This window comes from Streptomyces sp. NPDC005374 (assembly GCF_042872225.1).
GTDB lineage: Bacteria > Actinomycetota > Actinomycetes > Streptomycetales > Streptomycetaceae > Streptomyces.
In genome coordinates, this window is the sequence record NZ_JBIAKA010000004.1 from 104,323 (window position 1) to 129,608 (window position 25,286).

Sequence of the window (25,286 nt, forward strand, 5' to 3'; positions counted from 1 at the left end):
CCTAGTAGGCGCGTTCCCGCGTCCGGCGCCACCACATGAGGGCCGCCCCGATGAGCGCGATACCACCCGCACCGGCACCCGCGGACGCGGCGATCAGCGTCATGTTGTCCGAACCGGAGGACCCGGCCGGGGACAGCGCGTCGCCGAGCTGGTTACGGACGTCGTTCCCGCCGCTCGTGCCCTTCGCCAGCGGCCCCCGGGAACCCTCGGTCGGCAGCGCCACGTACGGGAAGGACTTCTCGAAGTCCTTGTCGTTCTTGTCGACCGCGTCACCGAGGTCGTTCTTCGACCCGACCAGCTCACCCTCGACGACCTGCAGCGAGGCGTCGATCACGTCGTCGGTGAGCCGGCGCCCGTTCGGGAACCCGGCGTTGTCGCCATCAAGCACACCGAGCCGCTTCGGAGAATCGGTGGGCTTGATGGACGTGTTGAGGCGCAGCTCCTCCGCGGGGCGCACGTGGGGCGGCTGGTTCAGCCCCTTCACACCCTTGAGGAAGACGTCCACGAGGTCGTTGCGCGGCTCCTTCGGGGCGGGGATCTTGTAGATCGCCTCGATGAGCTTCGGCAGTTCGGGGTTGGTCACGTTCTTCAGGAACTGAGCGTCGTCCCACGGCGAGGACGCGTTGAACTTGTCCTTGTCCTTGAGCGGGTTGACGACCTCGTTGACCAACGGGTTGCCGAGGCGCGAGACCTGGGAGTAGTAGCCCTGCGCGTTCTTGCGCTGGGTCGTCGACCAGATGCCCACGATGGGCTGGTGCGACGACTCGGCGATCATCTCCGTCGGGACCTGCAGGGCGATGGAGTTGACGTTGTAGCCCTTGAGTGTGTCGTTGCCGACCTCGCTGAGGTTGCCGCCGTACAGCAGGTCGAAGACGCGCAGGTCCGCGAAGAACGGGTCGTCGGCCTGGCCGGCGAACGCCGTCGCGTCGCCGGGAAGCTTGTAGACCGCCTGGTCGCGCAGCTTCTCGTAGTTCGGCATGGACGCCTTGCCGACGTTCGACGGGGCCACCGGGATGTCGTCGGCGACCTTCGTCTTGTACTCGACCTTCCCGTACTTCAGCCGGAAGAGGTCGATGTCGTACGTCTGCGTGACGTTCAGGTCGGGGTCGTCGAGGCTCTCGACCACACCGGTGTTGTACAGGAACGACTTCTTGTTCTTGACGTGCGTCTTGAACGTGAAGCGGTACAGCAGATCGCCCTGCCCGTCACCGTTGTTGTCGATGTGGAGGTCGTACTGCGCGTCCTCGGCGAACTGGTAGAAGTTCGGCCCGCCCCCGGGCTCCTCGAACGGGATCCAGTTGGCGACGATCGTCGTCGAGTCCGGCTTGTCGGGGCTGACGAACGCGTACACGTCCGTGTTGTCGTACTGGGGCTGCCCCGAGATCAGGGGGGCCTCCCGGTGACTGGAGGCGGAGGCCGCCCCGGGTTCCAGCGTGGCCACACCGGCGGCTACGAGCCCCCCGGCGGCCAGCGCGCCACAGATGAGGGTCGCGATACTGCCGCGTCCCGAGCCGCTCCTGGAGATAGGTGTCATGCCGTCCGTCCTCAGTCCAACTTGCCTGACGCTCGGTGATTCGGAGCGGTGGGCGGGCCGGATTGGTCGAATCTCAAAACTTCTTTTCTGCTGCTCGACCCGCGCTTTCGGCCTTCTCATCCGTAACCCCATCCGGAGGTGTGTTCGTTGCGAATACCACGTGGGGCGGGACGGCCCAGGTGCGGCTTTGCGGGAGGGGGCGACGAGTTGGAGGCTGACGAGCTTCTGGTGCTCGTGGCGGGCGGGGACCAGAGGGCGTTCGAGGAGCTCTACGGATTCGTGTCCGGGCCGGTGTTCGGGCTCGTGCGCCGGGTGGTGCGTGACCAGGCGCAGTCCGAGGAGGTGTCACAGGAAGTGCTGCTCGAACTCTGGCGGTCCGCCGCGCGGTTCGACCCCCGCAAGGGCAGCGCGATGTCCTGGATCCTCACCCTCGCGCACCGCCGCGCCGTCGACCGGGTGCGCAGCGCCCGTGCGGCGGGCGAGCGCGAGCAGCGGGAGGCGAACCGGGCCCACCCCCCTGCCTTCGACCATGTGACCGAGGAGGTCGAGGCGGGCCTCGAACGCGAGTGGGTGCGCCGGTGCCTGGAGCGGCTCACCGAACTCCAGCGACAGTCCGTCACCCTCGCCTACTACGACGGCTACACGTACCGTGAAGTGGCCGAGCGGCTCTCGTTGCCGCTGGGTACGGTGAAGACGCGGATGCGCGACGGGCTGACCCGGCTGCGCGAGTGCCTGGGAGGTGTCGCATGAGTCTGAGTGACCGGTTCCGCAGCGAGGACCTCCATTCCCTGGCGGCTCCCTACGCGCTCGACGCGCTGGAGCCCGCCGAACGGGTCCGCTTCGAGCGGCACCTGGCGGGCTGCGACAGCTGTGCCGCCGAGGTGCGGGCACTGTCCGAGGACGCCGTACGGCTCGCCTGGTCCGCGGCGGCCCCGGCGCCGCCCGCGATGCGCGACCGGGTGCTGGCCGCCGTGCGCGCGACTCCGCAGGAGCCCGTTTCGCTCCGCGAGCCGGCCCCGCACCACGGGTCCGACCGGCAGTGGGAGCCGGTGCGGCCGCGCGAGTCCGACCGGCACCGGGGGCCCGCACGGCAGCGGGGACCGGGGCGCGGCCGCAAGTCGCAGTTGCCGGCCCATGTGTGGGGGACCCAGCCACTGCCCAGGCAGCGGCGCCGCTCCTTGTTCGTGCCCTTCGCTACGGCCACCGCCGCCGCGGCTCTCGCCGTCGCCTCCCTGTTCGCCGTCCAGGCCAACCGGACCCAGGACGAACTGGACGCGCAGAAGGCCCAGGCCAGTGAGATCGCCCACGTTCTCCGGGCCTCGGACGCGCTCGCGACCCGTGGCCAGGACGCACAGGGCCGAACCATCGGAGTGATCGCTTCCGCATCGGAGGGGCGCGCGGTCGTCACCCTGAGCGGGTACAGCGCGCCCCCGAGCGGCCGCGTGCGCCAGTTGTGGCTCATGCGCTCCGGCGAGCAACCGCGCTCCCTGGGGCTCTTCGCCGCCGACACGCCCTTGGTCGCGACCGGACTCGACAAGTCCGCTACATCACTGGCTGTGACGGTCGAGCCCGGCGGGGGCTCAGTGCAGCCCACTACTCAGCCGGTTGTCCAACTCGCCCTGAAATCGGTTGGATTCGGAGAGTAATCAAAGAGGGGTGGTCAACACCCTTATGGGGAAGGTGAATCCTGTGACGCCGATACACGTGTGCCCCGACGGGGCGATAGGGTTAACCTGCCCGGGCCGGGTGGACTCGTACGGGTGGGGAGTGACATGGAACAGATAGCAGTGCGCAGGGCGAGGGTCCCTGCGATCACCTGCGGGAGCAGCGCGACCAGTTCGCGCCTCGACCGCCATCTCTCAGTGCTGTCGGGACCTGCTGTCCCGCAGCGGGAGGCAGCCGAGGCGACGTTGCTGATGCGTGAGCTGACCGCGCGTGACACCACCAAGGAGCGCGGCGACAGCAGGGGAGCGCGCGTACGTCGCGTCTCGCTGTTCGCGCCGCTGCGCCGACTGCGCCGTTCGCTGTTCGGCGGTCGCTGAGCCGTACCGGCCCCACAGGGGCCATGGTTCAGAGGTTCCCGACCCGCGCTCGGCGGTCGTACCGTCCCGGCGTCCCGCTGCGCTCCCGTCCGTCATCCCCACGGCATGCAGCGGCGCCAGGTGATTTCGCCGGGTGCGGGGCACGTCCCCCGCACCACCACCCCACCCGTAACACCCCTGCCGTGCGCGCACGTTGAGTCCGGTGGCGTGATCAGCCCTCGCCGCGCCCGTACCGGCGTACGGCCAGCGGTGCGAAGACCGCGAGCAGCACCGCGCACCACATCAGCGACCCGGCGATCGGATGGGCCACCGGCCAGGCGGCCCCCTCCGGCACGGGCGCGTTCCCGAACAGGTCCCGCAGGGCCGTGGTCACCGCGCTGATCGGGTTCCATTCGGCGAGCGTGCGCAGCCAGCCCGGCAGCCCCTCGGTCGGGATGTACGCGTTGGACAGCAGCGGCAGGACGAACGTCGCGCCGCCCAGCTGACCGGCGGCCTCCTCGCTCCCGGTGAGCAGGCCGAGGAAGATGCCGATCCACGTCGTCGCGAACCGGAACAGCAGCAACAGCCCGACGGCGCCCGCCGCTTGGAGCGCGGACCCCTCGACGCGCCAGCCCACCGCGAGCCCCACCAGCAGGAACGGCACCATCCCGGCGGCCGTCACCGCCACGTCCGCGACCGACTGCCCCAGCGGTACGGCCGCCCGGCTGATCGGCAGCGTGCGCAGCCGGTCGGTCACGCCCCGGTGGACGTCCTGGGCCGCCTGGAACATCCCGGTCATGATCCCGTTCGCCGCCGTCGCCACCAGCAGACCCGGCACCAGGAAGGACCGGTACTGCTCGCCCGGCATCGCCAGCGCGCTGCCGAAGACGTAGCCGAAGAACAGCAGCATGGTGATCGGCATGGTCTGGGTCAGGATCAGCAGCCCCGGGTTGTTCCGGACCCGCCGCAGCTGACGGCCCAGCATCGCGGTGCCGTCGTAGGCCAACATGCTCATGCCGCATGCTCCTTCGTGAGTCGCAGGAAGACGTCGTCGAGGGTCGGCGGCCGGATGCTCGCGTCGAGCAACGGCACGCCGGCCGCGTCCAGTTCGCGCACCAGCCGGGGCAGGGTGAGCGTGGTGTCCCGGGTGACCGCGCCGACCGAGTTGCGCTCGTGGTCGAACGACGGTTCCCCGCCGGTGAGTCGGTCGAGCACGCCGGCCGCCTTCACCAGGACGTCCGCGTCCGCGACGACGATCTCGACGTGCGCCCCGATCAGCGCCTTCAGCTGGGACGGCGAACCGGTGTGCGCCACCCGGCCCTTGTCCACCAGGGCGATGTCGTCGGCGAGCCGGTCGGCCTCCTCCAGGTACTGCGTGGTCAGCAGTACGGTCGTGCCGTCCGCGGTGAGATCGCGCACGGCATCCCAGATCAGGTTGCGGCTGGCCGGATCGAGCCCGGTCGTCGGCTCGTCGAGGAACAGGATCTCGGGGCGGCGGACCAGGCTCGCGGCCAGGTCGAGGCGGCGACGCATACCGCCGGAATAGGTGGACGTGGGCCGGTCGGCGGCGTCGGTCAGTCCGAAGCGGTCGAGCATGTCGACGGCCCGCTCGGCCGGCCCCCGCACCCGGTGCAGCCGGGCGAACAGCCGGAGGTTCTGCCGTCCGGTGAGGTCTCCGTCGACCGACGCGGACTGCCCGGTCACGGCGATGGCCCGGCGTACCGCCGCCGGCTCCCGGACGAGGTCGTGCCCGGCGACCCGCGCGGAACCTGCGTCCGGCCGCAGCAGCGTCGTCAGCAGCCGTACGGCCGTGGTCTTGCCGGCGCCGTTGGGGCCGAGGATGCCGCAGACCGTGCCCGGGGCGACCGCGAGATCCAACCCGCGCAGGGCATGGACCTCCCCGAACCGCTTCTCCAGACCTTCACTAAGTACAGCGTACGTAGAAGTCATGGGGTGACCATAGCGCACTACGTACGCTGTACGTAACTAGGATGGTGGCCGAGGTGATGATCGATGGCAGGCCGAGCGGCCGTACCCGAAGTGATCTGGGCGCGTCCTGAGCGGACGGGGCGTGGTCCGAGGCCCGCGTTCAGCCGGGCCGACATCGCGGCGGCTGCTGTGCGGCTCGCCGATGCCGGGGGGCTGGAGGCCGTGTCCATGCGGCACGTCGCGGCCGAGCTGGGCTGCGGGACGATGTCGCTGTACAACTACGTCCCCCGTAAGGAGGACCTGTACGAGCTGATGGTGGACGCGGTGAGCGGGGAGCACGAGCTGTTCGAGCCGACCGGTGACTGGCGGGCCGACATGCTGCGCAACGCACGCCAGACCAAGGCGCTCATGCACCGGCACGCCTGGATGGTGCGGCTGATGTCGGGGGTCTATGGCTTCAGCCCCAACACGCTCAGGTATCTGGAGCACTGCCTTGTCTGCCTCGACCCGCTTGACGCCCCTTCCGGTACGAAGATCGAGCTGGTCGCGATGCTCAACGGCTGTGTGACGACGTACGTCTCGAACGAGCTGTCCACGGCCGAGCGGGTGCGGTCGCTGCCGTGGTCCGAGGAGCAGGAGAACGCGGTCCGGATCGCGTACCTGGGGAGTCAGGTGGCGTCCGGGGCGTATCCGCGGCTGGCGGCGTCGTTCATGGAGGACGCGGGGCCGATCGATCTGGACGCGGTGTTCGAGCGGATGCTGGGGCGGGTGCTGGACGGGTTCGCGCCGCCAGGGTGACTGGTTGCGTGCCGGGTGCGTTTTGGCTGGTCGCGCCCGCGCGGCGGGAGCCGCAAGTGCATGCAGCCCCGCGCCCCTGGGGTGTCTACAGCAGCGTGAACTGGCCTTCTGGGCCCTCTTCGTGGTGATCGAAGACCGATGCCGGCTTGCGTGCGGACTCCGCTACCGGCAGCACTCGGGCCTTGCGCAGCTCGGTTGTCGTGATGCTGGTCGTCAACTCGTCCCACGGGGGCTGGAGTTCCGCCAGCAGGGCCAGCGCGGCGATCAGCTCCAGGAGTTCCGACGTCCACGTCTGCGGCCAGGTCGCCGGGCGGATCGCCGCCAGGGTGCCGGGTTCGGGCTCGGCGACCCGGGCCGCGAACCACTGCTCCAGGACCCGCACTCCGGCCACCTCGAAGTCCCAGGCCTCGGGCGGCACAGGCGAGATGCGGCCCTCGTCCAGCAGCAGGGCCTCCTCGTCGCGGTCGTAGTCCAGGACCAGGGGGCGGGACGGGAGCGGCGCGCGGACGTACGGGCGGCGGCCTCCGGGGAGCTTCGGGCGGTCGCCGTGCCGTCGCATCAGCCAGAGCGTGCGGCGGCCCGACTCGACGCCGAGGGACCAGAGTTCGGGATCGTCGGTGAGCGGCACGGTGAGGTCCGGGCGGACCGCCGCCAGGATCCAGCCGAGGACGTCCAGGGGCTCCACCGCGATCCCGAGCCGCATCCGCAGGTGCTCCAGGAGACCCGGGGCAAGGTTCGGTTCGGTGCTGCCCGGGCGCCGGTACAGCGGGCGGATCAGGCCGGGCCGGAGCAGCGGGAGCACGGAGGTCGCGAACAGCCGGGCGCCCTGCGGATGCGCGGGCGTCTCCACCACGAACACCTGGTCGTCGTCGGCAACCCGCCACAACTCGGGCCGGGCCGCGTCGATCAGACGGTGGTCCGGGATCAGCCACTGCTCGTCGAAGGGCGCGTGCAGGACCCGTACCGGCTCCGGGCAGGGACCGGAGGCACGCGCGAGCCGCTCCGTGCCGCCCGTCCGCCCCGGCAGTTGCCCGACCGCCGAGCGCAGGGTGCGCGAGCGCGTCGGCTCGAACAGGGCCTCCCGGTCGGGGCCCTCGGCCTTCAGCAAGGCATCCCAGCGGGCTTTCAGGGATGCCGCGTCGGGTCCCGTCGGCCACCCCCGGCCGAGCCGCGGCGGTGCGACGGACCACGGCATGAGGTCCGCCAGCGGCGGAGCGTCGTCGTGCGTCACGCTGGGCATCGTACGACTTGTCACTGACCGTGCGTTCACGTGGCGTCCAGGGTCACCGAGAAGGAGAACTGGTCGCCCCGGTAATGGATCACCGCCGCGTCCAGCACCCGGCCGGCCGTGTCGTAGGTGACTCCGGTGTAGTGCAGGATCGGGCTCAGCAGCGGGACCTGGAGCAGGCGCGCGGTCTCCGGGTCCGCCAGCCGTGCCTCCACGGTGTCCGTGATGCGGCTGATGTCCGCGCCGACGACGTCCTTGAGCACCTTCGTCATCGGCCAGCGCAGCAGGTCGGACGGGTCGATGCGGGCCGCCAGTTCGGGACGGACGTAGTTGCGGGCGTGGTTGGTCGGTTCGCCGGTCTTCTCGTCGCTGCGCAGCCGGTGGTACGTCGCCACCTCGTCCAACTCCGGGAAGTGCTCGGCGAGTTCGGTCGGCACCGGTGACTTGCCGTGCTCCAGCAGTTCGGTCGTCATACCGGACTGCTGGGCCACGATCGCGTCCACCGAACCGAGCAGCCGGACCGGGGCGCCCCGCAGGGCGGCCGGTTCGATGAAGGTGCCCCGACGGCGGTGCCGGGTGATCAGCCCCTCGTCCTCCAGCTCCTTGAGCGCCTGCCGCATCGTCAGGACGCTCACGCCGTAGTGCGCCGCCAACTGTTCCTCGGTGGGCAGGCGGAGCGGGTCCTCGGGTGAGCGGCCGAGTATCGAGGCGCGCAGGGACTGCGACACCTGGTACCAGAGCGGCAGCTTGCGGTTCAGGACGATCGAGTCCGGAGCGAAGGAGGTCACGGGCTATCCGTACCTTCCGCGGATCGGTCAGTGCAACGGGCGGAAGTGGCGTTCGAGGCCCCGCCACACGTCGTCGTAGTGCGGCTGGAGGTGATCGGCCCGGGCCGCGTGCGCGGTGAGCGTCACCGGCCACCGCGTCTCGAACATGAACGCCAGGCCGTCGTCGACCTTCTGCGGCTTCAGCTCGGCCGCGCTCGCCCTGTCGAACGTCTCCCGGTCGGGCCCGTGCGCCGACATCATGTTGTGCAGCGAGCCGCCGCCGGGCACGAAGCCCCCTGCTCCAGCGGTCTTCGCGTCGTAGGCGCCCTCGATCAGGCCCATGTACTCGCTCATCACGTTCCGGTGGAAGTACGGCGGCCGGAAGGTGTCCTCGCCGACCAGCCAGCGCGGCGCGAAGACCACGAAGTCGACGCCGGCAAGCCCGGGGGTGTCCGAAGGGGACGTCAGCACGGTGAAGATCGACGGGTCGGGGTGGTCGTAGGAGATGCTGCCGATGACATTGAAACGGCGCAGGTCGTAGACGTACGGCACATGGTTGCCGTGCCAGGCGACGACATCGAGCGGGGAGTGGTCGTAGGTCGCCGTCCAGAGGTTGCCGCAGAACTTGTTGACCACCTCCACCGGCCCCTCGACGTCCTCGTACGCGGCGACGGGGGCCCGGAAGTCGCGGGCGTTGGCCAGGCCGTTGGCGCCGATCGGGCCGAGGTCGGGGAGCTGGAAGGGCGCCCCGTAGTTCTCGCACACATAACCCCGGGCCGACTCATCAAGGAGCTCCACACGGAAGCGGACCCCACGAGGGATCAGCGCCACATGTCCCGGCTCCACATGCAGCAGTCCGAACTCCGTGCGCAGCAGCAGCCCGCCGCGCTCCGGGACGATCAGCAGCTCGCCGTCGGCGTCACTGAAGACACGGTCCATCGAGTCGGTGGCGTGGTAGAGGTGCACAGCCATGCCGGTGCGCTGGGTGACGTCGCCGTTGCCGCCGAGGGTCCACAGGCCGGCGAGGAAGTCGGTACCCTCCGCGGGCTGCGGCAGCGGGTCCCAGCGCAGCCGGTTCGGGTCCGGGACCGACTCGGTGAAGGGGGCCGTACGGATCCGGCCGTTGTGGGTGTGCGTGAACGCCGGGTGCGCGGCCGACGGACGGATCCGGTACAGCCACGAGCGGCGGTTGTGGGCGCGGGGCTCCGTGAACGCCGAGCCGCTGAGCTGCTCCGCGTACAGGCCGAGGGGGGCGCGCTGCGGGGCGTTGCGGCCCTCGGGCAGGGCGCCGGGGACGGCTTCTGACGCGTGCTCGTTGCCGAAACCGGAGAGGTGGGCCAGGCCCTCGGCGGTCTTCCGCGCGTTCGCCCTTCCGACGGCCGCGTCGCCGCTCGAGGTCGTGGGGTCCCCGTTCATGATCGCTCCCTTGCGGTCTGATTCCTATGCATCACCGTAGGATTGCGGTTGCGCCAGTGCAAGAGGGCGTCCCGTGGAACCGTTTCCCCACCCGTCACCTCCTCAGGGAGGAGGACCGGAACCAGACCCCAGGGGGATTCGCAGTGTCGTACCCGTGTTCTACGCTCCCCGGCATGTCGTGGACGCGGGGACTCCTTGCCGTGCTCGCGGTCTGTGTCCTGCTGATGACCGGATCCGTGAGTTGTGGCACCACTGGGGCGCAGGAGCACAGGGAAGGCGAGTCGGTCACACCGGTGGGCAAGGTCCTCGGCGACACCGATCACGAGGGGCGGCACTACCGAGAGGTGGATCAGAGAAGCGCTCCCGACGTCGGCATAGAGGTGCAGCCGGCCACGGACGACTGCTGGTCCGTGCGCCTGACCGTCGATAACTTCGCCTTCTCGCCCGCCGGTACGACGTCCAAGGCGGCCTCCGGCCACGGCGTCGCCGTCCTCTTCGTGGACGACCGCCCCGTCACCACCCTGCGCACCCCCGCCTACCGCCTCGCCGCCGCGTACGTCCCCCAGGGCACCCACACGGTCACCGCCCGGCTGTACGCCGACGACGGCACGGTGTGGGCCGTGGACGGCGACCCGGTGGAGAGCACGGCGGACGTCACGGCATCGGAACCGCAGTCCACGGCGAGCATCGGCGGCCGATGACTGCCCAGGGCCCCCGGGCCCCGTACCAGGTGTCGGGGTTCACCGGGACCGGACGGGGAGACCGGACCACCACCCCCACCACCACGGCGGAAAGGCATCTTGACTTCCTCCCCCTCGTGGACGAGGGGGATTCCTACGGCTCGCGCCGTGGGGTTTTCTGCTTCATCGCCGACTGCCCCGTCCGGGAGGACTCCCGTTGAGGTCTTACACCGGCTCCACAGACAGACACCGCCAGCCCGGCGGCCAAAAGGTTCTCCGCCGCGTTCACGTCCCGGTCATGGACCGCGCCGCACTCACACGTCCACGTACGGACATTGAGCGGCAGTTTCGCCCGGATCGTTCCGCAGGCACCGCACAGTTTGGAGCTGGGGAAGAAGCGGTCCACGACCACCAGTTCCCGCCCGTACCAGGCGGTCTTGTACTCCAGCATCATCCGCATGTCGCTCCACGCCGCATCGGAGATGGCGCGGGCAAGCTTGTGGTTCCTGACCATGTTGCGGACGGTCAGGTCCTCGATCACGACCGTTTGGTTCTCACGGACGAGACGAGTGGTCAGCTTGTGCAGGAAGTCCCGGCGCCGGTCGGCGATCCGGGCATGGACACGGGCGACCTTCCGGCGGGCCTTGGCCCGGTTGGCTCCGTCACCCTTGGCCTTGCGGGACAGTTCCCGCTGAGCCCTGGCCAGCCGGGCCCGGTCCTTGCGCTCGTGCTTCGGGTTGGTGATCTTCTCCCCGGTGGACAGCGTCGCCAGAGACGTGATGCCCAGGTCGATGCCGACCGCGTTCGTGGTGACCGGGGCCGGGGGGATCTTGTCGTCGCAGAGCAGCGACACGAACCAGCGTCCGGCCGCATCCTGGGACACGGTCACCGTAGACGGCTGCGCACCCTCGGGCAGCGGCCTCGACCACACGATGTCCAAAGGCTCAGCCATCTTCGCGAGAGTCAGCCTGCCCTCACGGAAGCGGAAACCGCTGGTGGTGTACTCCGCGCTCCTGCGGGACTTCTTCTTCGACTTGAAGCGCGGATACTTCGCCCGCTTGCTGAAGAAGTTGGTGAATGCCACCTGCAGGTGCCGCAGCGTCTGCTGGAGCGGAACCGACGACACCTCACCCAGGTAGGCAAGCTCCTCGGTCTTCTTCCACGCCGTCAGCATCGCGGACGTCTGGTTGTAGTTGACCCGTTCCTGCCGCGTCCACGCCTGAGTGCGGGCGTCGAGCGCCATGTTGTAGACCTTCCGCACGCATCCGAAGGTGCGCGACAGCTCAGCCGCCTGCGCATCCGTCGGACAGAAGCGGTACTTGAACGCCCGCTTCACGTGGTTCGCGGTCATGCTCACAAAGTAGCGTCACCACTGGTCAAGTTTAAATCCGCGAGTCAGAGCACTGCGATTCGCCCTGGCGGCGCATCACAGTTCCCTGCCCTGCTCCGCAGGAGTCCGATTCTCCCCCGCAAGCGGGAGGTGCCCCAACCCCGGCCTGATGGCCGGGGTTTCCTCGGAGGTATCCGATGAAGCCCGTGCCCCAAGCGACCTCGCTTCGCCGCGCCCCCGTGCAGCGGCGCAGCGCCGAACGGCTGACCAGAATCCTCGACGCCTGCGCCGACCTCCTCGACGAGGTCGGCTACGACACCCTGAGCACCCGTGCCGTCGCGCTGCGCGCAGGCGTTCCCATCGGCTCGGTCTACCGCTTCTTCGGCAACAAGCGGCAGATGGTCGACGCCCTCGCCCAGCGCAACCTCGAACGCTTCACGGCCCGTGTCACCGACCGCCTCGCGGAATCCGGCGACGAAGGCGGCTGGCGCATGGTGATGGACGTCGTCCTCGACGAGTACCTCGCGATGAAGCGCACCGCGCCGGGCTTCTCCCTCGTCGACTTCGGCAACCAGATCCCCGTCGGCGCCCGCCACTCCGAACCCAACCACCGCGTCGCCGACCGTCTCACCGAGCTCCTCTCCGGCTACCTCTCCCGCGAGCCCGACGACGACCTGCGCCGCACCTTCCTGATCGCCGTGGAGACCGCCGACACCCTGGTCCACCTGGCCTTCCGGATGGCGCCGGAGGGGGACGAACGGATCATCCAGGAGGCCCGGGAGATGCTGCGGGCGTATCTGGCACGGGTGCTGGACTGACACTCCTGCCGGAATTCGCCGGAGAAGGCCTCCCCGTCGTGCATACCGGTCGGTATGCTCACCCGGAAAGGCGCCGCTGCCCCCAGGAGGACCCGTGTCCCGCACCGCCCTGCGAATCTGTCCCCTGTGCGAGGCCACCTGCGGGCTGACCCTCACCATCGAGGGAACCCGTGTCACCGGTGCCCGCGGTGACCGTGACGACGTGTTCAGCAAGGGGTTCATCTGCCCGAAGGGGGCGTCCTTCGGGGCCGTCGACGGGGACCCCGACCGGCTGCGCGGCCCCCTCGTGCGACGCGACGGAGAACTGTGCGAGGCCACCTGGGAGGAGGCCTTCGACACGGTCGCCGCCGGGATCCGGGCGGTCGTCGACCGGCACGGCGCCAACTCCGTCGGGGTCGTCCTCGGCAACCCCAACGTCCACACCATGGCCGGAGCCCTCTACCCGACGGTGCTGCTCGCGGGGCTCGGCACCCGGAGCATCTTCACCGCGTCCACCGTCGACCAGATGCCCAAGCACGTCTCCAGCGGGCTGCTGTACGGCGACGCCAACGCCATCCCGGTGCCCGACCTCGACCACACCGACCATCTGCTGCTCATCGGCGCCAACCCCCTGGAGTCCAACGGGAGTCTGTGCACCGCGGCCGACTTCCCCGGCAAGCTCAAGGCCCTCAAGGCCCGCGGCGGCACCCTCACCGTCATCGACCCCCGCCGCACCCGCACCGCCAAGCTCGCCGACCGGCACATCGCCATCCGGCCGGGCGCGGACGCCTTGCTGCTCGCCGCCATGGCATACGTGCTCTTCGAGGAAGGCCTCGTGGACACAGGGGAGTTGACCCCTCATCTCCAAGGGATCGACGAACTCCGGGAAGCCGTACGGGACTTCACCCCGGACGCCGTCACCGACGCCTGTGACGTCGCCGCCGACACCATCCGCGTCCTCGCCCGCGAACTCGCCGCCGCGCCAACAGCCGCCGTATACGGCCGGATCGGCAGCTGCACCGTCCCGCACGGCACCCTCGCGAGCTGGCTCGTCGACGTGCTCAACATCCTCACCGGCAACCTCGACCGGCCCGGCGGCGCCCTCTTCCCGCAGGCGGCCACCGACCGCACACCCCGGCCCGCCGGACCCGGCCACGGGTTCGCCCTCGGGCGCTGGCACTCCAGGGTGAGCCGACACCCCGAGGCCAAGGGGGAGTTGCCGCTCTCCGCGCTCGCCGAGGAGATCGACACCGAGACGGCGGAGGGCGAGCCGGTCCGGGCGCTCATCGCCGTCGCCGCCAACCCCGTGCTCTCCGCCCCCGACGGCGACCGGCTCGACAAGGCCCTGGACTCCCTCGACTTCATGGTCAGCGTGGACCCGTACCTCAACGAGACCTCGCGCCACGCCCACGTCGTACTGCCGCCGCCCCCGCCCTCGCAGAGCCCGCACCACGACTTCGCCTTCAACACCCTCGCCGTGCGCAACCAGGTCCGCTACACCCGCCCCGCCGTCCCGCTGGAACCCGGCCGGACGGCGGAGACGGAGATCCTCGCCCGGCTCGTCCTCGCCGCGACCGGCATGCACGGCGCCGACCCGTCCGCGGTGGACGACCTGGTCATCGGCCAGACCCTCGGCAAGGCGGTCAAGGAGCCGTACTCCCCGGTCCACGGCCGCGATCCACAGGAGCTGGCCACCCTCCTGAAGGGCGACACCGGCCCCGAGCGCCGGCTCGACATGATGCTGCGCCTCGGCCCCTACGGCGACGGATTCGGCGTACGACCGGACGGGCTGAGCCTGACGAAGCTGCTCGCGCATCCGCACGGCATCGACCTCGGGCCGCTCGGGTCCCGGCTGCCGCAACCCCTGAAGACCAGGAGCGGCAAGATCGAACTGCTGCCGCAGCCGATCGCGGACGACCTGCCCAGGCTGCGGGAGGCCCTCCTTCGCACAGCCGACGGACTCGTCCTCATCGGCCGCAGGCACCTCCGCTCCAACAACAGCTGGATGCACAACGTCCCCGCCCTCACCGGCGGCACCAATCGCTGCACCCTGCACATCCACCCCGAGGACGCCGAACGGCTGGGCCTCGCGGACGGCGCCGCGGTACGGATCAAGGGCGCCGGGGGAGAGGTGGTCACCGAGGCCGAACTCACCGACGGCGTACGGCCCGGCGTGGTCAGCCTGCCGCACGGCTGGGGCCACGACCGGCCCGGCACTCGCCTCGGTCACGCGGCGAAGGACCCCGGCGTCAACGTCAACCAGCTCCTCGACGGCAGCCTGCTCGACCCGCTCTCGGGCAACGCGGTGCTCAACGGTGTACCGGTGGAACTGGCCGCGGTAGTGACCCTGTGAGCAGCGCAAAGCCGTGACCAGCAGTTTTGCGCTTATTGCTCGCATGTCAACGTCTTGTTAACGCCACTTGACGGGACCTAACGTCATCGCACTGCCGACTCCGGTGGGAGTTCAAGGGCGAACGTTAGGTATCCACTCATGCTGACCATCCTCGGCTTCGCCATGATCGCGACCTTCCTGGTCCTGATCATGATGAAGAAGATGTCGCCGATCGCGGCGCTCGTGCTGATCCCGGCACTGTTCTGTGTCTTCGTCGGGAAGGGCGCCAAGCTCGGTGACTACGTCATCGAAGGCGTCACCAGCCTCGCCCCCACCGCGGCGATGCTCATGTTCGCGATCGTCTACTTCGGTGTGATGATCGACGTCGGCCTCTTCGACCCGGTCGTGCGCGGCATCCTGAAGTTCGCCAAGGCCGACCCGATGCGGATCGTCGTCGGCACCGCGATCCTCGCCGCGATCGTCTCCCTCGACGGTGACGGCTCGACCACCTTCATGATCACCGTCTCGGCGATGTACCCGCTGTACAAGCGCCTGAAGATGAGCCTGGTCGTGATGACCGGTGTCGCCGCCATGGCCAACGGCGTGATGAACACGCTGCCCTGGGGCGGCCCGACGGCCCGCGCGGCCACCGCGCTGAAGCTCGACGCCAGCGACATCTTCGTGCCGATGATCCCGGCCCTCGCCGTCGGTCTGCTGGGCGTCTTCGTCCTCTCGTACGTCCTCGGCATGCGCGAGCGCAAGCGGCTCGGCACGCTGACGCTGCAGGAGGTCCTCGAGCCCGCGGAGTCCGAGACGGTCCTGGTGGGTGCCGGGTCGGGCGCTTCGGGTGCTTCGGGCACCGGCACTTCCGGCACGTCCGGCACGGGCAACAGCACGCTGGGGACCGGCGGCACGGACGCCTCCGATGCCGACGCGGATGACGCCGCGGGCGAGCTGAAGCGCTTCCAGGTCCTGGACCCGAACCGGCCCACCCTGCGCCCCAAGCTGTACTGGTTCAACGCGCTCCTCACGGCCACCCTCCTCACCTCCATGATCATGGAGTGGCTGCCGATCCCGGTGCTGTTCCTGCTCGGCGCCGCGCTCGCGCTCACCGTGAACTTCCCGCACATCCCGGACCAGAAGGACCGTCTGGCCGCCCACGCCGACAACGTCCTCAACGTCTCCGGCATGGTCTTCGCCGCCGCCGTCTTCACCGGCGTTCTGCAGGGCACCGGCATGGTCGACCACATGGCCCGCTGGATGGTCGACGTCATCCCCGAGGGCATGGGCCCGCACATGGCCCTCGTCACCGGCGTCCTGAGCCTGCCGCTCACCTACTTCATGTCGAACGACGGCTTCTACTTCGGCGTCCTGCCGGTGCTCGCCGAGGCCGGCGCGGCGCACGGTGTCACCCCGCTGGAGATGGCCCGCGCCTCCCTCGTCGGCCAGCCGCTGCACATGTCCAGCCCGCTCGTCCCGGCCGTCTACGTCCTGGTCGGCATGGCCAAGGTGGAGTTCGGCGACCACACGAAGTTCGTGGTCAAGTGGGCGGCGCTCACCAGCCTGATCATCCTCGGAGCGGGCATCCTCTTCGGAATCATCTGATCACCTCATGGAGAACGTCGTGGTGAGGCCCGGTGGGAACCGCGGCTGGCTGCTCCGCCTCGTCATCGCCTTCAGCTTCGCGCAGGGGGCGGTGTCGATGGCGCGGCCCGCCGTCTCCTACCGGGCCCTGGCGCTGGGCGCGGACGAGCGGGCCATCGGTGTCATCGCCGGTGTGTACGCGCTGCTGCCGCTCTTCGCCGCCGTACCGCTGGGCCGCCGTACGGACCACGGGCGTTGTGCGCCCCTGCTGCCGGTCGGCGTGGTCCTGATATCGGGCGGCTGCGCGCTGAGCGGGACCGCCGACTCCCTGTGGGCGATGGCGGTCTGGAGCGGGGTGATGGGCCTTGGCCACCTCTGCTTCGTCATCGGTGCGCAGTCGCTCGTCGCCCGGCAGTCCGCCCCGCACGAACAGGACCGCAACTTCGGCCACTTCACCATCGGCGCCTCCCTCGGCCAACTCGTGGGCCCGGTCGCGGCGGGCGCGCTGATCGGCGGCTCCGACATGGCGGGCACCAGTGCGCTGGCGCTGCTCGTCGCGGGTGCCGGAGCGGCGGTCGCGTTCACCTCGCTGTGGCGGATCGAGCATCGCGACACGGCGGCCGACTCCCGTACCGGCCACGCCGATCGAGTGCCCGTACGGACCATCCTGGGTGCCCGGGGCGTGCCCGGAGGCATCTTCGTGAGCCTCTCCGTGCTGTCCGCCACGGACATCCTCACCGCGTACCTCCCGGTGGTCGGCGAGCACCGGGGCATCGCCCCCTCGGTGATCGGTCTGCTGCTGAGCCTGCGCGCGGCCGCCACGATCGCCTGCCGCCTGGTGCTGACCCCTCTGCTACGGCTGCTGGGGCGCGCGTTGCTCCTCACCGTGACGTGTCTGCTGGCGGCCCTGCTGTGCGCGGGCATCGCGCTGCCGGTCCCGGTGTGGGCGCTGGCCGTCGTCCTCGCCCTGCTCGGCTTCTGCCTCGGCGTCGGCCAGCCGCTGTCCATGACGACGGTCGTCCAGGCCGCCCCCGACGGCGCCCGCTCCACCGCCCTGGCCCTGCGGCTGACCGGCAACCGCCTCGGGCAGGTCGCCGCACCCGCCACCGCGGGCCTGGTCGCCGGGGTCGCGGGCGTGGCGGCGCCGTTCGTGATGCTCGGCGCACTGCTGCTGGTGTCGTCGGGGGTCGCGCTGCGGTCGTCGCGGCGGCCCTCGGGGGAGTCCGCCGAGGCGTCCCGGGTGCGCCGCCCCTTGAGCCGTAAGAGCGATATCTGACGGTGTGTCGGACGATGGTCCCCCCATGAGCGCCTCGGATGTGACATCGAATCAGGTGCAGTTTGTATGTAAATCACCTGATTCGGAGGGTCTCGTATGTCGACCTCGTCCCGTCCCCGCAGAGCAGCCGCCCTGACGGCGCTCGCCGCCGGAACGCTGCTCCTCGCCACGCCGTCCGCCGTCGCCGCCCCCGGTGACAACGGAGACGTCAAGGTGCACATGGCGGGCACCCAGTCCCCCGCCCACCTCAACCAGCCCAAGGTCTGCCTGTTCTACCTCGACGCCTTCAACTTCGACGTGGCCCAGGGCATCAACTGGACCATCGAGCCGCAGTCCGCGCAGGCCGGGACCACCGCCACGCTCTCCGGAGTCGTCACCCTCGCCAACGGGTCCGGCGTCACCTCGAACCTCATGCTCCCCGCGGGCCACTACAAGCTGACCTGGAAGATCGTCGACGGGAACGGTGCGGGCAAGCACAAGGTGTTCAAGGTCGACTGCAAGGACAGGCCCGGCCCGGGCGGCGGCGGCCCCCACGGCGGCCCGCCGGCCGGCGGTGGCGGACTCGCCCGTGACGACGCGTTCACCTCGGTCGCGGGTGCCGCCGCCGTGGGCCTCGTCGCCGTCGGCGGGGCGACCTGGTTCCGGCTGCGCCGCCGTACGCATGGCGCCGCGTAGGCGGACCCGCAGGCCGTGGTACCGGACGCGCGCCTACCGCCTCACGAGGACGGCGGTCCTCGCCGTCGCCCTCCTGGTGGGCGGCCTCCAGTGGGCCCAGGACGAACAGCCCGGCGAAGCGACCGCGCTCGCTCCGCCGGGCGGGTCCGGGGCCGTCCAGGGGGCCCGCGTCGACGCCCGTGCGGCGACCTCGGACCGGCCGCCGGCGGGGACGGGACTGCACGGGTCACGGTCCGAGTGGGACGGCACGGGGGCGCGTACGGGGACCGGCGCAGCACGGCCGACGGGTACGGCCGCCCGCGCGACGAAGCCGACGGGTACGGCCGCCGCCGCGACGAAGCCGACGGCCTCGGGCGCCGCCGGGGCGAAGGTCCGCCCGGACGCCCGTACCGGCGCGGGGAAACCGGCGCCGGCCGGTACCGGCGCGGGCCGTCCCCGCCCCGGCGCGGCATCGCCCGGTGCCGTCGCCGGCAAGCCCCGCACCGGAACGCCCGCGGGCGCGCGCCGGCACGCCTCACCGCCCGGCAAGCACCACCCGCCGGGGCGCCGCCCCCTGCCCCGTTCCCGTGCCACCCGCCTCCTCATCCCCTACCTGGACGTCGACGCCCCGGTCATGAACCTCCGCCTCGACCGGAGCCGCAAGCTCACCGCCCCGCCGAACGGTGACGACAACCTCGTGGGCTGGTACGCCGACGGACCGTCCCCCGGCCAGCGGGGCACCGCCGTCGCCGTCGGGCACCTGGACACCGACACCGGGCCCGCGGTGTTCGCCGGACTCACCGAACTGAAACCCGGGCGCCGGATCGAGGTGCGGCGGGCGGATGGCCGTACCGCCGTCTACACCGTCGACGCCATCCGGAAGTTCGAGAAGGACCACTTCCCCAACCGGGAGGTCTACGGCCCGAGGGCCCGCCCCGAGCTGCGGCTCATCACCTGCGGCGGCAACTACAACCGCAGAACCGGCTACTCCGGCAACGTCGTCGTATTCGCCCATCTCGCCCTGATCCGCGCCCCCGCCACCCACTGAATCGAGGCATCCGCTTTCCCGACAGCCGGACCGGAGTGTCCCAATCCCGCACATGTCTTCCCCGAGGGGCGCACTTTCCGTTAACTTCCGTGACTCACACGCCCCGTTCGACCCGCACGTGGCGTCCGACCGCGGAGCACCAGCGTTCGCACAGTTCGCCCTCGGGGGCACTGCCATGACACGCGCCATCTCCCTGCACGACGTGAGCAAGACCTACACACGAGGAACCCGGGTGGTGGACCGGCTCTCGCTGGACATCGCGCCCGGCGAGTTCCTCGTCCTGCTCGGCCCCTCCGGATGCGGCAAGTCCACCGTGCTGCGCATGATCGCCGGTCTGGAGGAGATCACCGAGGGGCAGCTCAGGCTCGACGGCGAATACGCCAACGACCTGCTGCCCTCCGAGCGGCGGATGGCGATGGTGTTCCAGAACTTCGCCCTCTACCCGAACATGACGAGCCGCGGCAACATCGGCTTCCCGCTGCGCATCGAGGCCCCCGGCGAGGACCCCCGCGCACGCGTGGACGCCACCGCCCGCATGCTGGGCATTGAGGACATCCTCGACCGCTACCCGGGCCAGCTCTCCGGCGGTGAACGCCAGCGCGTGGCGATGGGCCGGGCCATCTCCCGCCACCCCTCCGCCTTCCTCATGGACGAGCCGCTGTCCAATCTCGACGCCAAGCTCCGCAACCACCTGCGCGCCGAGATCGTGGGCCTCACCCGCGAGTTGGGCGTCACCACGGTCTACGTCACCCACGACCAGGCCGAGGCGATGTCGCTCGGCGACCGGGTCGCCGTCCTGCGCGGCGGAGTCCTCCAGCAGGTCGGCTCCCCGCGCTCGGTGTACGCGCTGCCCCGCAACGTCTTCGTCGCCGCCTTCATCGGCACCCCGCGCATCAACCTGCTGCGCGGCCTGGTCCGGGCCCCGCTGGACGGCGCCATGACGATCAGCCTGGGCAAGCAGTACCTGCGCCTGCCCGAACCCCTGTGCCTGGACCACCAGTTGCTCCGCGTCCAGCAGGGCCGCGAGGTGATCGTCGGCCTGCGCTCGGAGGCGATCCGGATCGCCAAGCCCGCCTCCGCCCGCCCCGGTGAGATGCCGATCACCGGCCTGGTCGAGCATGTGGAGTTCCAGGGCCACGAGGTCCTCGTGCACTTCAACACCGGCTCCCGCTCCGCCTTCGTCCCGGACCTGGAGGCACCGCGGCCCGCCCCGCGGCCGCCCCGGCGCCGCCGCCGTGAGGGCACGGTCCTGGACCGTCTCAGGGACCGCGCGGGATCCCTGCGGGCGGGCCCGGTGGTGGTGCTGGAGGACCCGCAGGACACCGCACCCGAACCCGCCCCGTCCGACAACCGCCTCCCCGGCGACCTCGTCGTGCGCACCACCCCGGACATCGACCTCCGCCGCGGCATGCAGGTCCCCCTCCTCGTCGACATCTCCCACCTCTTCGTCTTCGACCAGCACGGCGAACGGATCTGCCCGTCCCCGGCCCGGCTTCCGGACCTGGAGGGGTGAGACGGGAGTCCTCCGGGGGCGGTTCGACGGTCCGGCCCGCCCTGGCGCAAGAAAACTATCGCCGCTAGTTTATGTGGCACGGTACGACGCGACACGGCCCAGCCCGGGAGGACGCACCATGAAGGCGCACGACGGCATGTACATCGACGGCGAGTGGCGCCCGGCCGCCGGCCGGGACCTGATCGAGGTCGTGAACCCGGCCGACGAACAGGTCGTCGGCCGGGTCCCGGCCGGCACCGCCGAGGACGTCGACACCGCCGTACGGGCCGCCCGCGCCGCCCTCCCGGCCTGGGCCTCGACCGCCCCCGCCGAGCGGGCCGCCCGCCTGGCCGCCCTCCGGGACGTCCTGGCCGCCCGCAAGGACGAGATCGCCGAGACGATCACCGCCGAGCTCGGCGCGCCCCTGAAGTTCTCGCAGAACGTCCACGCCGCCGTGCCCATCGCGGTCGCCGCCTCCTACGCCGAGCTCGCGGCCACGCACCCCTTCGAGGAGAAGGCCGGCAACTCCACCGTCCATCTCGAGCCGATCGGCGTGGTCGGCGCGATCACGCCCTGGAACTATCCGCTGCACCAGATCGTCGCCAAGGTCGCCCCGGCCCTCGCCGCGGGCTGCACGGTCGTCCTCAAGCCCGCCGAGGACACCCCCCTGGTCGCCCAGCTCTTCGCCGAGGCGGTCCACGAGGCGGGCGTCCCGGCCGGTGTCTTCAACCTCGTCACCGGTCTCGGCCCGGTCGCCGGACAGGCCCTCGCCGAGCACCCGGACGTCGACCTCGTCTCCTTCACCGGCTCCACCGCCGTCGGCCGGCAGATCGGCGCGAGTGCCGGTGCCGCACTGAAGAAGGTCGCCCTGGAACTGGGAGGCAAGTCCGCCAACGTCATCCTGCCGAGCGCCGACCTCGCCAAGGCGGTCAACGTCGGCGTCGCCAACGTGATGTCCAACTCCGGCCAGACCTGCAGTGCCTGGACCCGGATGCTCGTCCACCGGGAACAGTACGAGGAGGCCGTCGAACTCGCCGCCGCGGCCGCCGCGAAGTACGGCGAGCGCATCGGACCGGTGGTCAACGCCAAGCAGCAGGCGAGGGTGCGCGGTTACATCGAGAAGGGCGTGGCCGAAGGAGCCCGGCTGGTCGCCGGCGGCCCCGAATCCCCGCGCGAACAGGGCTACTTCGTCGCCCCGACGGTCTTCGCCGAGGTGACACCCGAGATGACGATCGCGCAGGAGGAGATCTTCGGCCCGGTCCTGTCCATCCTCCGCTACGAGGACGAGGAGGACGCCCTGCGCATCGCCAACGGCACGGTCTACGGCCTCGCGGGCGCCGTCTGGGCCGGCGAGGAGTCGGAGGCCGTGGCCTTCGCCCGCAGGATGGACACCGGGCAGGTCGACATCAACGGCGGCCGCTTCAACCCCCTTGCCCCCTTCGGGGGTTACAAGCAGTCCGGGGTGGGCCGAGAGCTCGGCTCGCACGGCCTCGCCGAGTACCTCCAGACCAAGTCCCTCCAGTTCTGAGGAGCCGTTCCGTGGTTCGTGCCGCCGTCCTTCCCGCCGTGGGCGCACCCCTGGAGGTCACCGACATCGACCTCCCGGATCCCGGCCCCGGCCAGGTCCGCGTCCGCCTCGCCGCCGCCGGGGTCTGCCACTCCGACCTGTCCCTGTCCGACGGCACCATGCGCGTCCCCGTCCCGGCCGTCCTCGGCCACGAGGGCGCGGGCACGGTCGTCGCCGTGGGGGAGGGGGTCACCGGGGTGGCGCCCGGTGCCGGAGTGGTTCTCAACTGGGCTCCGTCCTGCGGGAGTTGCCATGCCTGCTCGCTCGGCGAGGTGTGGCTGTGCGCCAACGCCCTCAACGGCGCCGCCGAGGTCTACGCCCGCACTGCCGACGGCACCGATCTCCACCCCGGCCTGAACGTCGCCGCGTTCGCCGAGGAGACGGTCGTCCCGGAGTCCTGTCTGCTGCCCCTCCCCGACGGCATCCCCCTCACGGACGCCGCCCTGCTGGGCTGCGCGGTCCTCACCGGCTACGGAGCCGTCCACCACTCGGCACGGGTCCGGGAGGGCGAGACGGTGGCCGTGTACGGCGTCGGGGGAGTGGGCCTGGCCGCACTCCAGGCCGCGCGGATCGCCGGTGCCTCGCGGATCGTCGCGGTCGATGTCTCCCCGGAGAAGGAGGAGTTGGCGCGCGCCGCCGGAGCCACCGACTACGTGGTGGCCTCGGAGAACACCGCCCGCGAGATCCGGGGACTCACCGGCAGGCAGGGCGTCGACGTCGCCGTCGAGTGCGTCGGCCGCGCCTCGACCATCCGCGCCGCCTGGGACTCCACCCGCCGCGGCGGCCGTACGACGGTCGTCGGCATCGGAGGCAAGGAGCAGCAGGTCACCTTCAACGCCCTGGAGATCTTCCACTGGGGCCGCACCCTCGCGGGCTGTGTCTACGGCAACTCGAACCCGGCCGAGGACCTGCCGGTGCTGGCCGAGCACGTGCGGGCGGGCCGGCTGGACCTGGGGTCCCTCGTGACGGAACGGATCGCACTGGACGGGATCCCGGCGGCGTTCGACAACATGCTGGCGGGCAAGGGCGGCAGGGCGCTGGTGGTGTTCTGAGCGACGGTTTGCCCGACGCCCCGGCCCAGGTGCGCCGCGTTCACGCGGTGTCCGACGCCTTCCGAAGCCGTGGCTCCGGGGTCGTCGGCGCAGTGGCGGCCGTGCGCCGTGCGCGGGAGCGGGACACCGCCACACCCGCCAGGCACAGTGCCCCTCCCGCGAGCGTGAGCAGGCCCGGAACCTCGCCCAGGGCCAGCCAGGACATCAGGACGACCAGGGCCGGCACCGCGTAGGTGGTCGCGCCCATCCGGCTGGCGGTCGTACGGGCGAGGGCGTAGGCCCAGGTGGTGAAGGCCAGAGCGGTCGGGAACACGCCCAGGTAGACCATGTTGAGGGTCGCGGAGAGGGGGGCGTCCGCTGCTTCCGAGGCCAGTTGGCCGGCGAAGGGGAGGCACAGGACGGCTCCGGTGAGGCAGCCGAACGTCGTGACCTGCAACGGGCTCGCCTTGCTCAGCGCGGGCTTCTGGGCGACCACTCCACCGGCGTAGGCGATCGCCGCGAGGAGGCAAAGGATCACGCCGAGTACGGAAGATCCTCCTTCGCCCGACATCGACAGGCCCACGGTGACCGCACCGGCGAAGGAGACCGCCATTCCGGCCAGCAGCCGGGGCGGCATCGCGTCTCCGAGCAGGCGGGCACCGAGCAGGGCGATCAGGATCGGGCCGATGTTCACGACCAGGGCGGCGGTGCCCGCGTCCACCTGTTGTTCGCCCCAGTTCAGGACGACCATGTAGAAGCCGAACCACAGGACGCCGGAGACCGCGATGCCGCGCCAGGCCTCGCGTGGGGGGCGTCCTTCTCGTCGTATCAGGCAGATCGCGCCCAGTGCGAGCGCGCCGGACAGCAGTCGTCCCAGGGCCAGGGCGCCGGGCGAGTAGGCGGCGCCCGCGCTGCGGATGGAGACGAAGGCGGAGGCCCACAGGACGACGGTGACGGTGGCCGCGGCGGTGGCGAGGAGTTCGGTACGGCGGACGGAGTTCATCACGTTCCTGAGGCTAGAGAGGGGTGGGGTCCATGGCTCGCGGATTTCGGACGGGGATGCCGGCGCAGGGCCTTCGCGTCGATGCCCAGCAACTCGGCAAGGGACTGCTCGCCCACCTCCGTCACCCTCACCGCCCGCTCCGAGCCGATCCGTACGCACCAGCCTTCGGCGAAGGCGTGTCGGCACAGGGCCGCACCCGCGACCCCCGCCAGGTGCGGGCGGCGTTCCGTCCAGTCGAGGCAGGCTCGGGCGAGGGGGCGGCGGCCCTTGCGGTCGAGGGGGATGCCTGTCGTCCCGAACCAGGCCAGTCCCGCGTCCGTGAGGGCGAAACCCGTGTCCTGAACGAGGAGTTGACGAGACGTCAGGGCATCGGTCAGTGCGATGCCCAGGCGGCCCGCCAAGTGGTCGTAGCAGGTGCGGCCCCTGGCCATCGCCGAGTCGGCGCTCGACTCCCGCAGGTTTCGCGGCCGTTGGGCGATGTCCGGGGAGACCTGCGCCGCCAGGTCCTCGACAAGGTGGGCCACCCTCGCGTCGGCCAGCCGCACATAGCGGTGGCGGCCCTGTCGCTCCTGCGTCAGCAGCCCGCCCGCGACCAGCTTGCCCAGGTGCTCGCTCAGCGTCGACGCGGCGACTCCCGCCCGGCGGGCCAGCTCACCCGCCGTCCAGGCCCGGCCGTCGAGCAGGGCCAGCAGACAGGTGGCCCGGGTCTCGTCGGCGATCAGAGCGGCGAGCCTCGCCAGCCGGGCTGCCTGCGGGTCCTGGGTCATGGGATCCAGCATGCGCCCCGAACGGTTCGGTC

The 25,286-nt window shown here is 70.9% G+C and carries 23 protein-coding genes; 14 read left to right on the top strand and 9 right to left on the bottom strand.

The genetic code is table 11. The features are described from left to right. Window position 1: 1 nt before the first annotated feature. Window positions 2–1,534: a DUF4331 domain-containing protein gene (locus ACFYRX_RS11700; RefSeq protein ID WP_389098393.1), complete on the bottom strand. Its 1,533-nt coding sequence runs from the start codon at window positions 1,532–1,534 to the stop codon at window positions 2–4. Window positions 1,535–1,741: 207 nt separating this feature from the next. On the opposite strand from ACFYRX_RS11700, the gene ACFYRX_RS11705 reads away from it, so the two are divergent. From ACFYRX_RS11705 to ACFYRX_RS11715, 3 genes are all read left to right on the top strand, one after another. Then, the gene (locus ACFYRX_RS11705; protein ID WP_389098395.1) at window positions 1,742–2,284 is read left to right on the top strand and encodes a sigma-70 family RNA polymerase sigma factor; all 543 of its coding nucleotides are present in this window, start codon (window positions 1,742–1,744) and stop codon (window positions 2,282–2,284) included. Next, window positions 2,281–3,180, top strand: coding sequence for an anti-sigma factor domain-containing protein (locus tag ACFYRX_RS11710; RefSeq protein ID WP_389098397.1), 900 nt, complete (start codon window positions 2,281–2,283; stop codon window positions 3,178–3,180). The genes ACFYRX_RS11705 and ACFYRX_RS11710 overlap by 4 nt, the downstream gene beginning before the upstream one ends. A gap of 126 nt (window positions 3,181–3,306) precedes the next feature. Then, entirely contained in the window at window positions 3,307–3,576 is a 270-nt protein-coding gene (locus tag ACFYRX_RS11715; protein ID WP_389098399.1) for a hypothetical protein, read from the top strand. 211 nt (window positions 3,577–3,787) lie between these two features. On the opposite strand, the gene ACFYRX_RS11720 is transcribed toward ACFYRX_RS11715, so the two are convergent. Continuing rightward, the gene (locus ACFYRX_RS11720) at window positions 3,788–4,570 is read right to left on the bottom strand and encodes an ABC transporter permease (protein WP_389098401.1); all 783 of its coding nucleotides are present in this window, start codon (window positions 4,568–4,570) and stop codon (window positions 3,788–3,790) included. Further along, window positions 4,567–5,505, bottom strand: a complete 939-nt coding sequence (locus tag ACFYRX_RS11725) for an ATP-binding cassette domain-containing protein (RefSeq protein WP_389098403.1) — start codon at window positions 5,503–5,505, stop codon at window positions 4,567–4,569. The genes ACFYRX_RS11720 and ACFYRX_RS11725 overlap by 4 nt, the downstream gene beginning before the upstream one ends. Window positions 5,506–5,568: 63 nt before the next feature. On the opposite strand from ACFYRX_RS11725, the gene ACFYRX_RS11730 reads away from it, so the two are divergent. Beyond that, window positions 5,569–6,282, top strand: coding sequence for a TetR/AcrR family transcriptional regulator (locus ACFYRX_RS11730; RefSeq protein WP_389098405.1), 714 nt, complete (start codon window positions 5,569–5,571; stop codon window positions 6,280–6,282). Window positions 6,283–6,367: 85 nt separating this feature from the next. On the opposite strand, the gene ACFYRX_RS11735 is transcribed toward ACFYRX_RS11730, so the two are convergent. Genes ACFYRX_RS11735 through hmgA form a run of 3 tightly spaced genes read right to left on the bottom strand, consistent with a single transcriptional unit; the run spans window position 6,368 to window position 9,693 of the window. Further along, a complete protein-coding gene (locus ACFYRX_RS11735; protein WP_389098407.1) occupies window positions 6,368–7,522 on the bottom strand; it encodes a type ISP restriction/modification enzyme in 1,155 nt (384 codons plus the stop codon). A gap of 26 nt (window positions 7,523–7,548) precedes the next feature. Beyond that, a complete protein-coding gene (locus ACFYRX_RS11740) occupies window positions 7,549–8,298 on the bottom strand; it encodes a GntR family transcriptional regulator (RefSeq protein ID WP_389098409.1) in 750 nt (249 codons plus the stop codon). Window positions 8,299–8,325: 27 nt separating this feature from the next. Beyond that, window positions 8,326–9,693: a homogentisate 1,2-dioxygenase gene (gene hmgA / locus ACFYRX_RS11745; protein ID WP_389098411.1), complete on the bottom strand. Its 1,368-nt coding sequence runs from the start codon at window positions 9,691–9,693 to the stop codon at window positions 8,326–8,328. A 173-nt stretch (window positions 9,694–9,866) separates the two neighbouring features. Here hmgA and ACFYRX_RS11750 point away from each other — a divergent pair, with 173 nt between their 5' ends. Then, window positions 9,867–10,394, top strand: coding sequence for a hypothetical protein (locus ACFYRX_RS11750; protein WP_389098412.1), 528 nt, complete (start codon window positions 9,867–9,869; stop codon window positions 10,392–10,394). Between the two features lie 133 nt (window positions 10,395–10,527). On the opposite strand, the gene ACFYRX_RS11755 is transcribed toward ACFYRX_RS11750, so the two are convergent. After that, window positions 10,528–11,724, bottom strand: a complete 1,197-nt coding sequence (locus ACFYRX_RS11755) for an RNA-guided endonuclease InsQ/TnpB family protein (RefSeq protein WP_389098414.1) — start codon at window positions 11,722–11,724, stop codon at window positions 10,528–10,530. A gap of 176 nt (window positions 11,725–11,900) precedes the next feature. On the opposite strand from ACFYRX_RS11755, the gene ACFYRX_RS11760 reads away from it, so the two are divergent. From ACFYRX_RS11760 to ACFYRX_RS11800, 9 genes are all read left to right on the top strand, one after another. Next, entirely contained in the window at window positions 11,901–12,521 is a 621-nt protein-coding gene (locus tag ACFYRX_RS11760) for a TetR family transcriptional regulator (protein ID WP_389098416.1), read from the top strand. 94 nt (window positions 12,522–12,615) lie between these two features. Next, the gene (locus ACFYRX_RS11765) at window positions 12,616–14,853 is read left to right on the top strand and encodes a molybdopterin oxidoreductase family protein (RefSeq protein ID WP_389098418.1); all 2,238 of its coding nucleotides are present in this window, start codon (window positions 12,616–12,618) and stop codon (window positions 14,851–14,853) included. A 138-nt stretch (window positions 14,854–14,991) separates the two neighbouring features. Then, entirely contained in the window at window positions 14,992–16,437 is a 1,446-nt protein-coding gene (locus ACFYRX_RS11770; RefSeq protein WP_389098419.1) for a CitMHS family transporter, read from the top strand. A 22-nt stretch (window positions 16,438–16,459) separates the two neighbouring features. Continuing rightward, a complete protein-coding gene (locus tag ACFYRX_RS11775; RefSeq protein WP_389099086.1) occupies window positions 16,460–17,692 on the top strand; it encodes an MFS transporter in 1,233 nt (410 codons plus the stop codon). Window positions 17,693–17,788: 96 nt separating this feature from the next. Next, window positions 17,789–18,367, top strand: a complete 579-nt coding sequence (locus ACFYRX_RS11780; protein WP_389098421.1) for a hypothetical protein — start codon at window positions 17,789–17,791, stop codon at window positions 18,365–18,367. After that, window positions 18,354–19,394, top strand: a complete 1,041-nt coding sequence (locus ACFYRX_RS11785) for a class F sortase (protein WP_389098423.1) — start codon at window positions 18,354–18,356, stop codon at window positions 19,392–19,394. The genes ACFYRX_RS11780 and ACFYRX_RS11785 overlap by 14 nt, the downstream gene beginning before the upstream one ends. A 175-nt stretch (window positions 19,395–19,569) precedes the next feature. Beyond that, on the top strand, window positions 19,570–20,907 hold the full coding sequence (locus ACFYRX_RS11790) for an ABC transporter ATP-binding protein (RefSeq protein WP_389098425.1): 1,338 nt from the start codon (window positions 19,570–19,572) through the stop codon (window positions 20,905–20,907). Between the two features lie 118 nt (window positions 20,908–21,025). Next, the gene (locus ACFYRX_RS11795; protein ID WP_389098427.1) at window positions 21,026–22,414 is read left to right on the top strand and encodes an aldehyde dehydrogenase family protein; all 1,389 of its coding nucleotides are present in this window, start codon (window positions 21,026–21,028) and stop codon (window positions 22,412–22,414) included. An 11-nt stretch (window positions 22,415–22,425) separates the two neighbouring features. Further along, complete coding sequence (locus ACFYRX_RS11800) at window positions 22,426–23,505, top strand: Zn-dependent alcohol dehydrogenase (protein WP_389098429.1); 1,080 nt, start codon at window positions 22,426–22,428, stop codon at window positions 23,503–23,505. Between the two features lie 40 nt (window positions 23,506–23,545). Here ACFYRX_RS11800 and ACFYRX_RS11805 read toward each other — a convergent pair whose 3' ends face one another. Together ACFYRX_RS11805 and ACFYRX_RS11810 are read right to left on the bottom strand one after the other, a co-directional pair. Further along, window positions 23,546–24,487 carry a DMT family transporter gene (locus tag ACFYRX_RS11805; RefSeq protein WP_389099088.1) on the bottom strand — a complete coding sequence of 314 codons (942 nt, stop codon included), beginning with the start codon at window positions 24,485–24,487 and terminating at the stop codon, window positions 23,546–23,548. Then, on the bottom strand, window positions 24,487–25,266 hold the full coding sequence (locus tag ACFYRX_RS11810) for an ArsR/SmtB family transcription factor (RefSeq protein WP_389098431.1): 780 nt from the start codon (window positions 25,264–25,266) through the stop codon (window positions 24,487–24,489). The genes ACFYRX_RS11805 and ACFYRX_RS11810 overlap by 1 nt, the downstream gene beginning before the upstream one ends. Window positions 25,267–25,286: the final 20 nt, after the last annotated feature.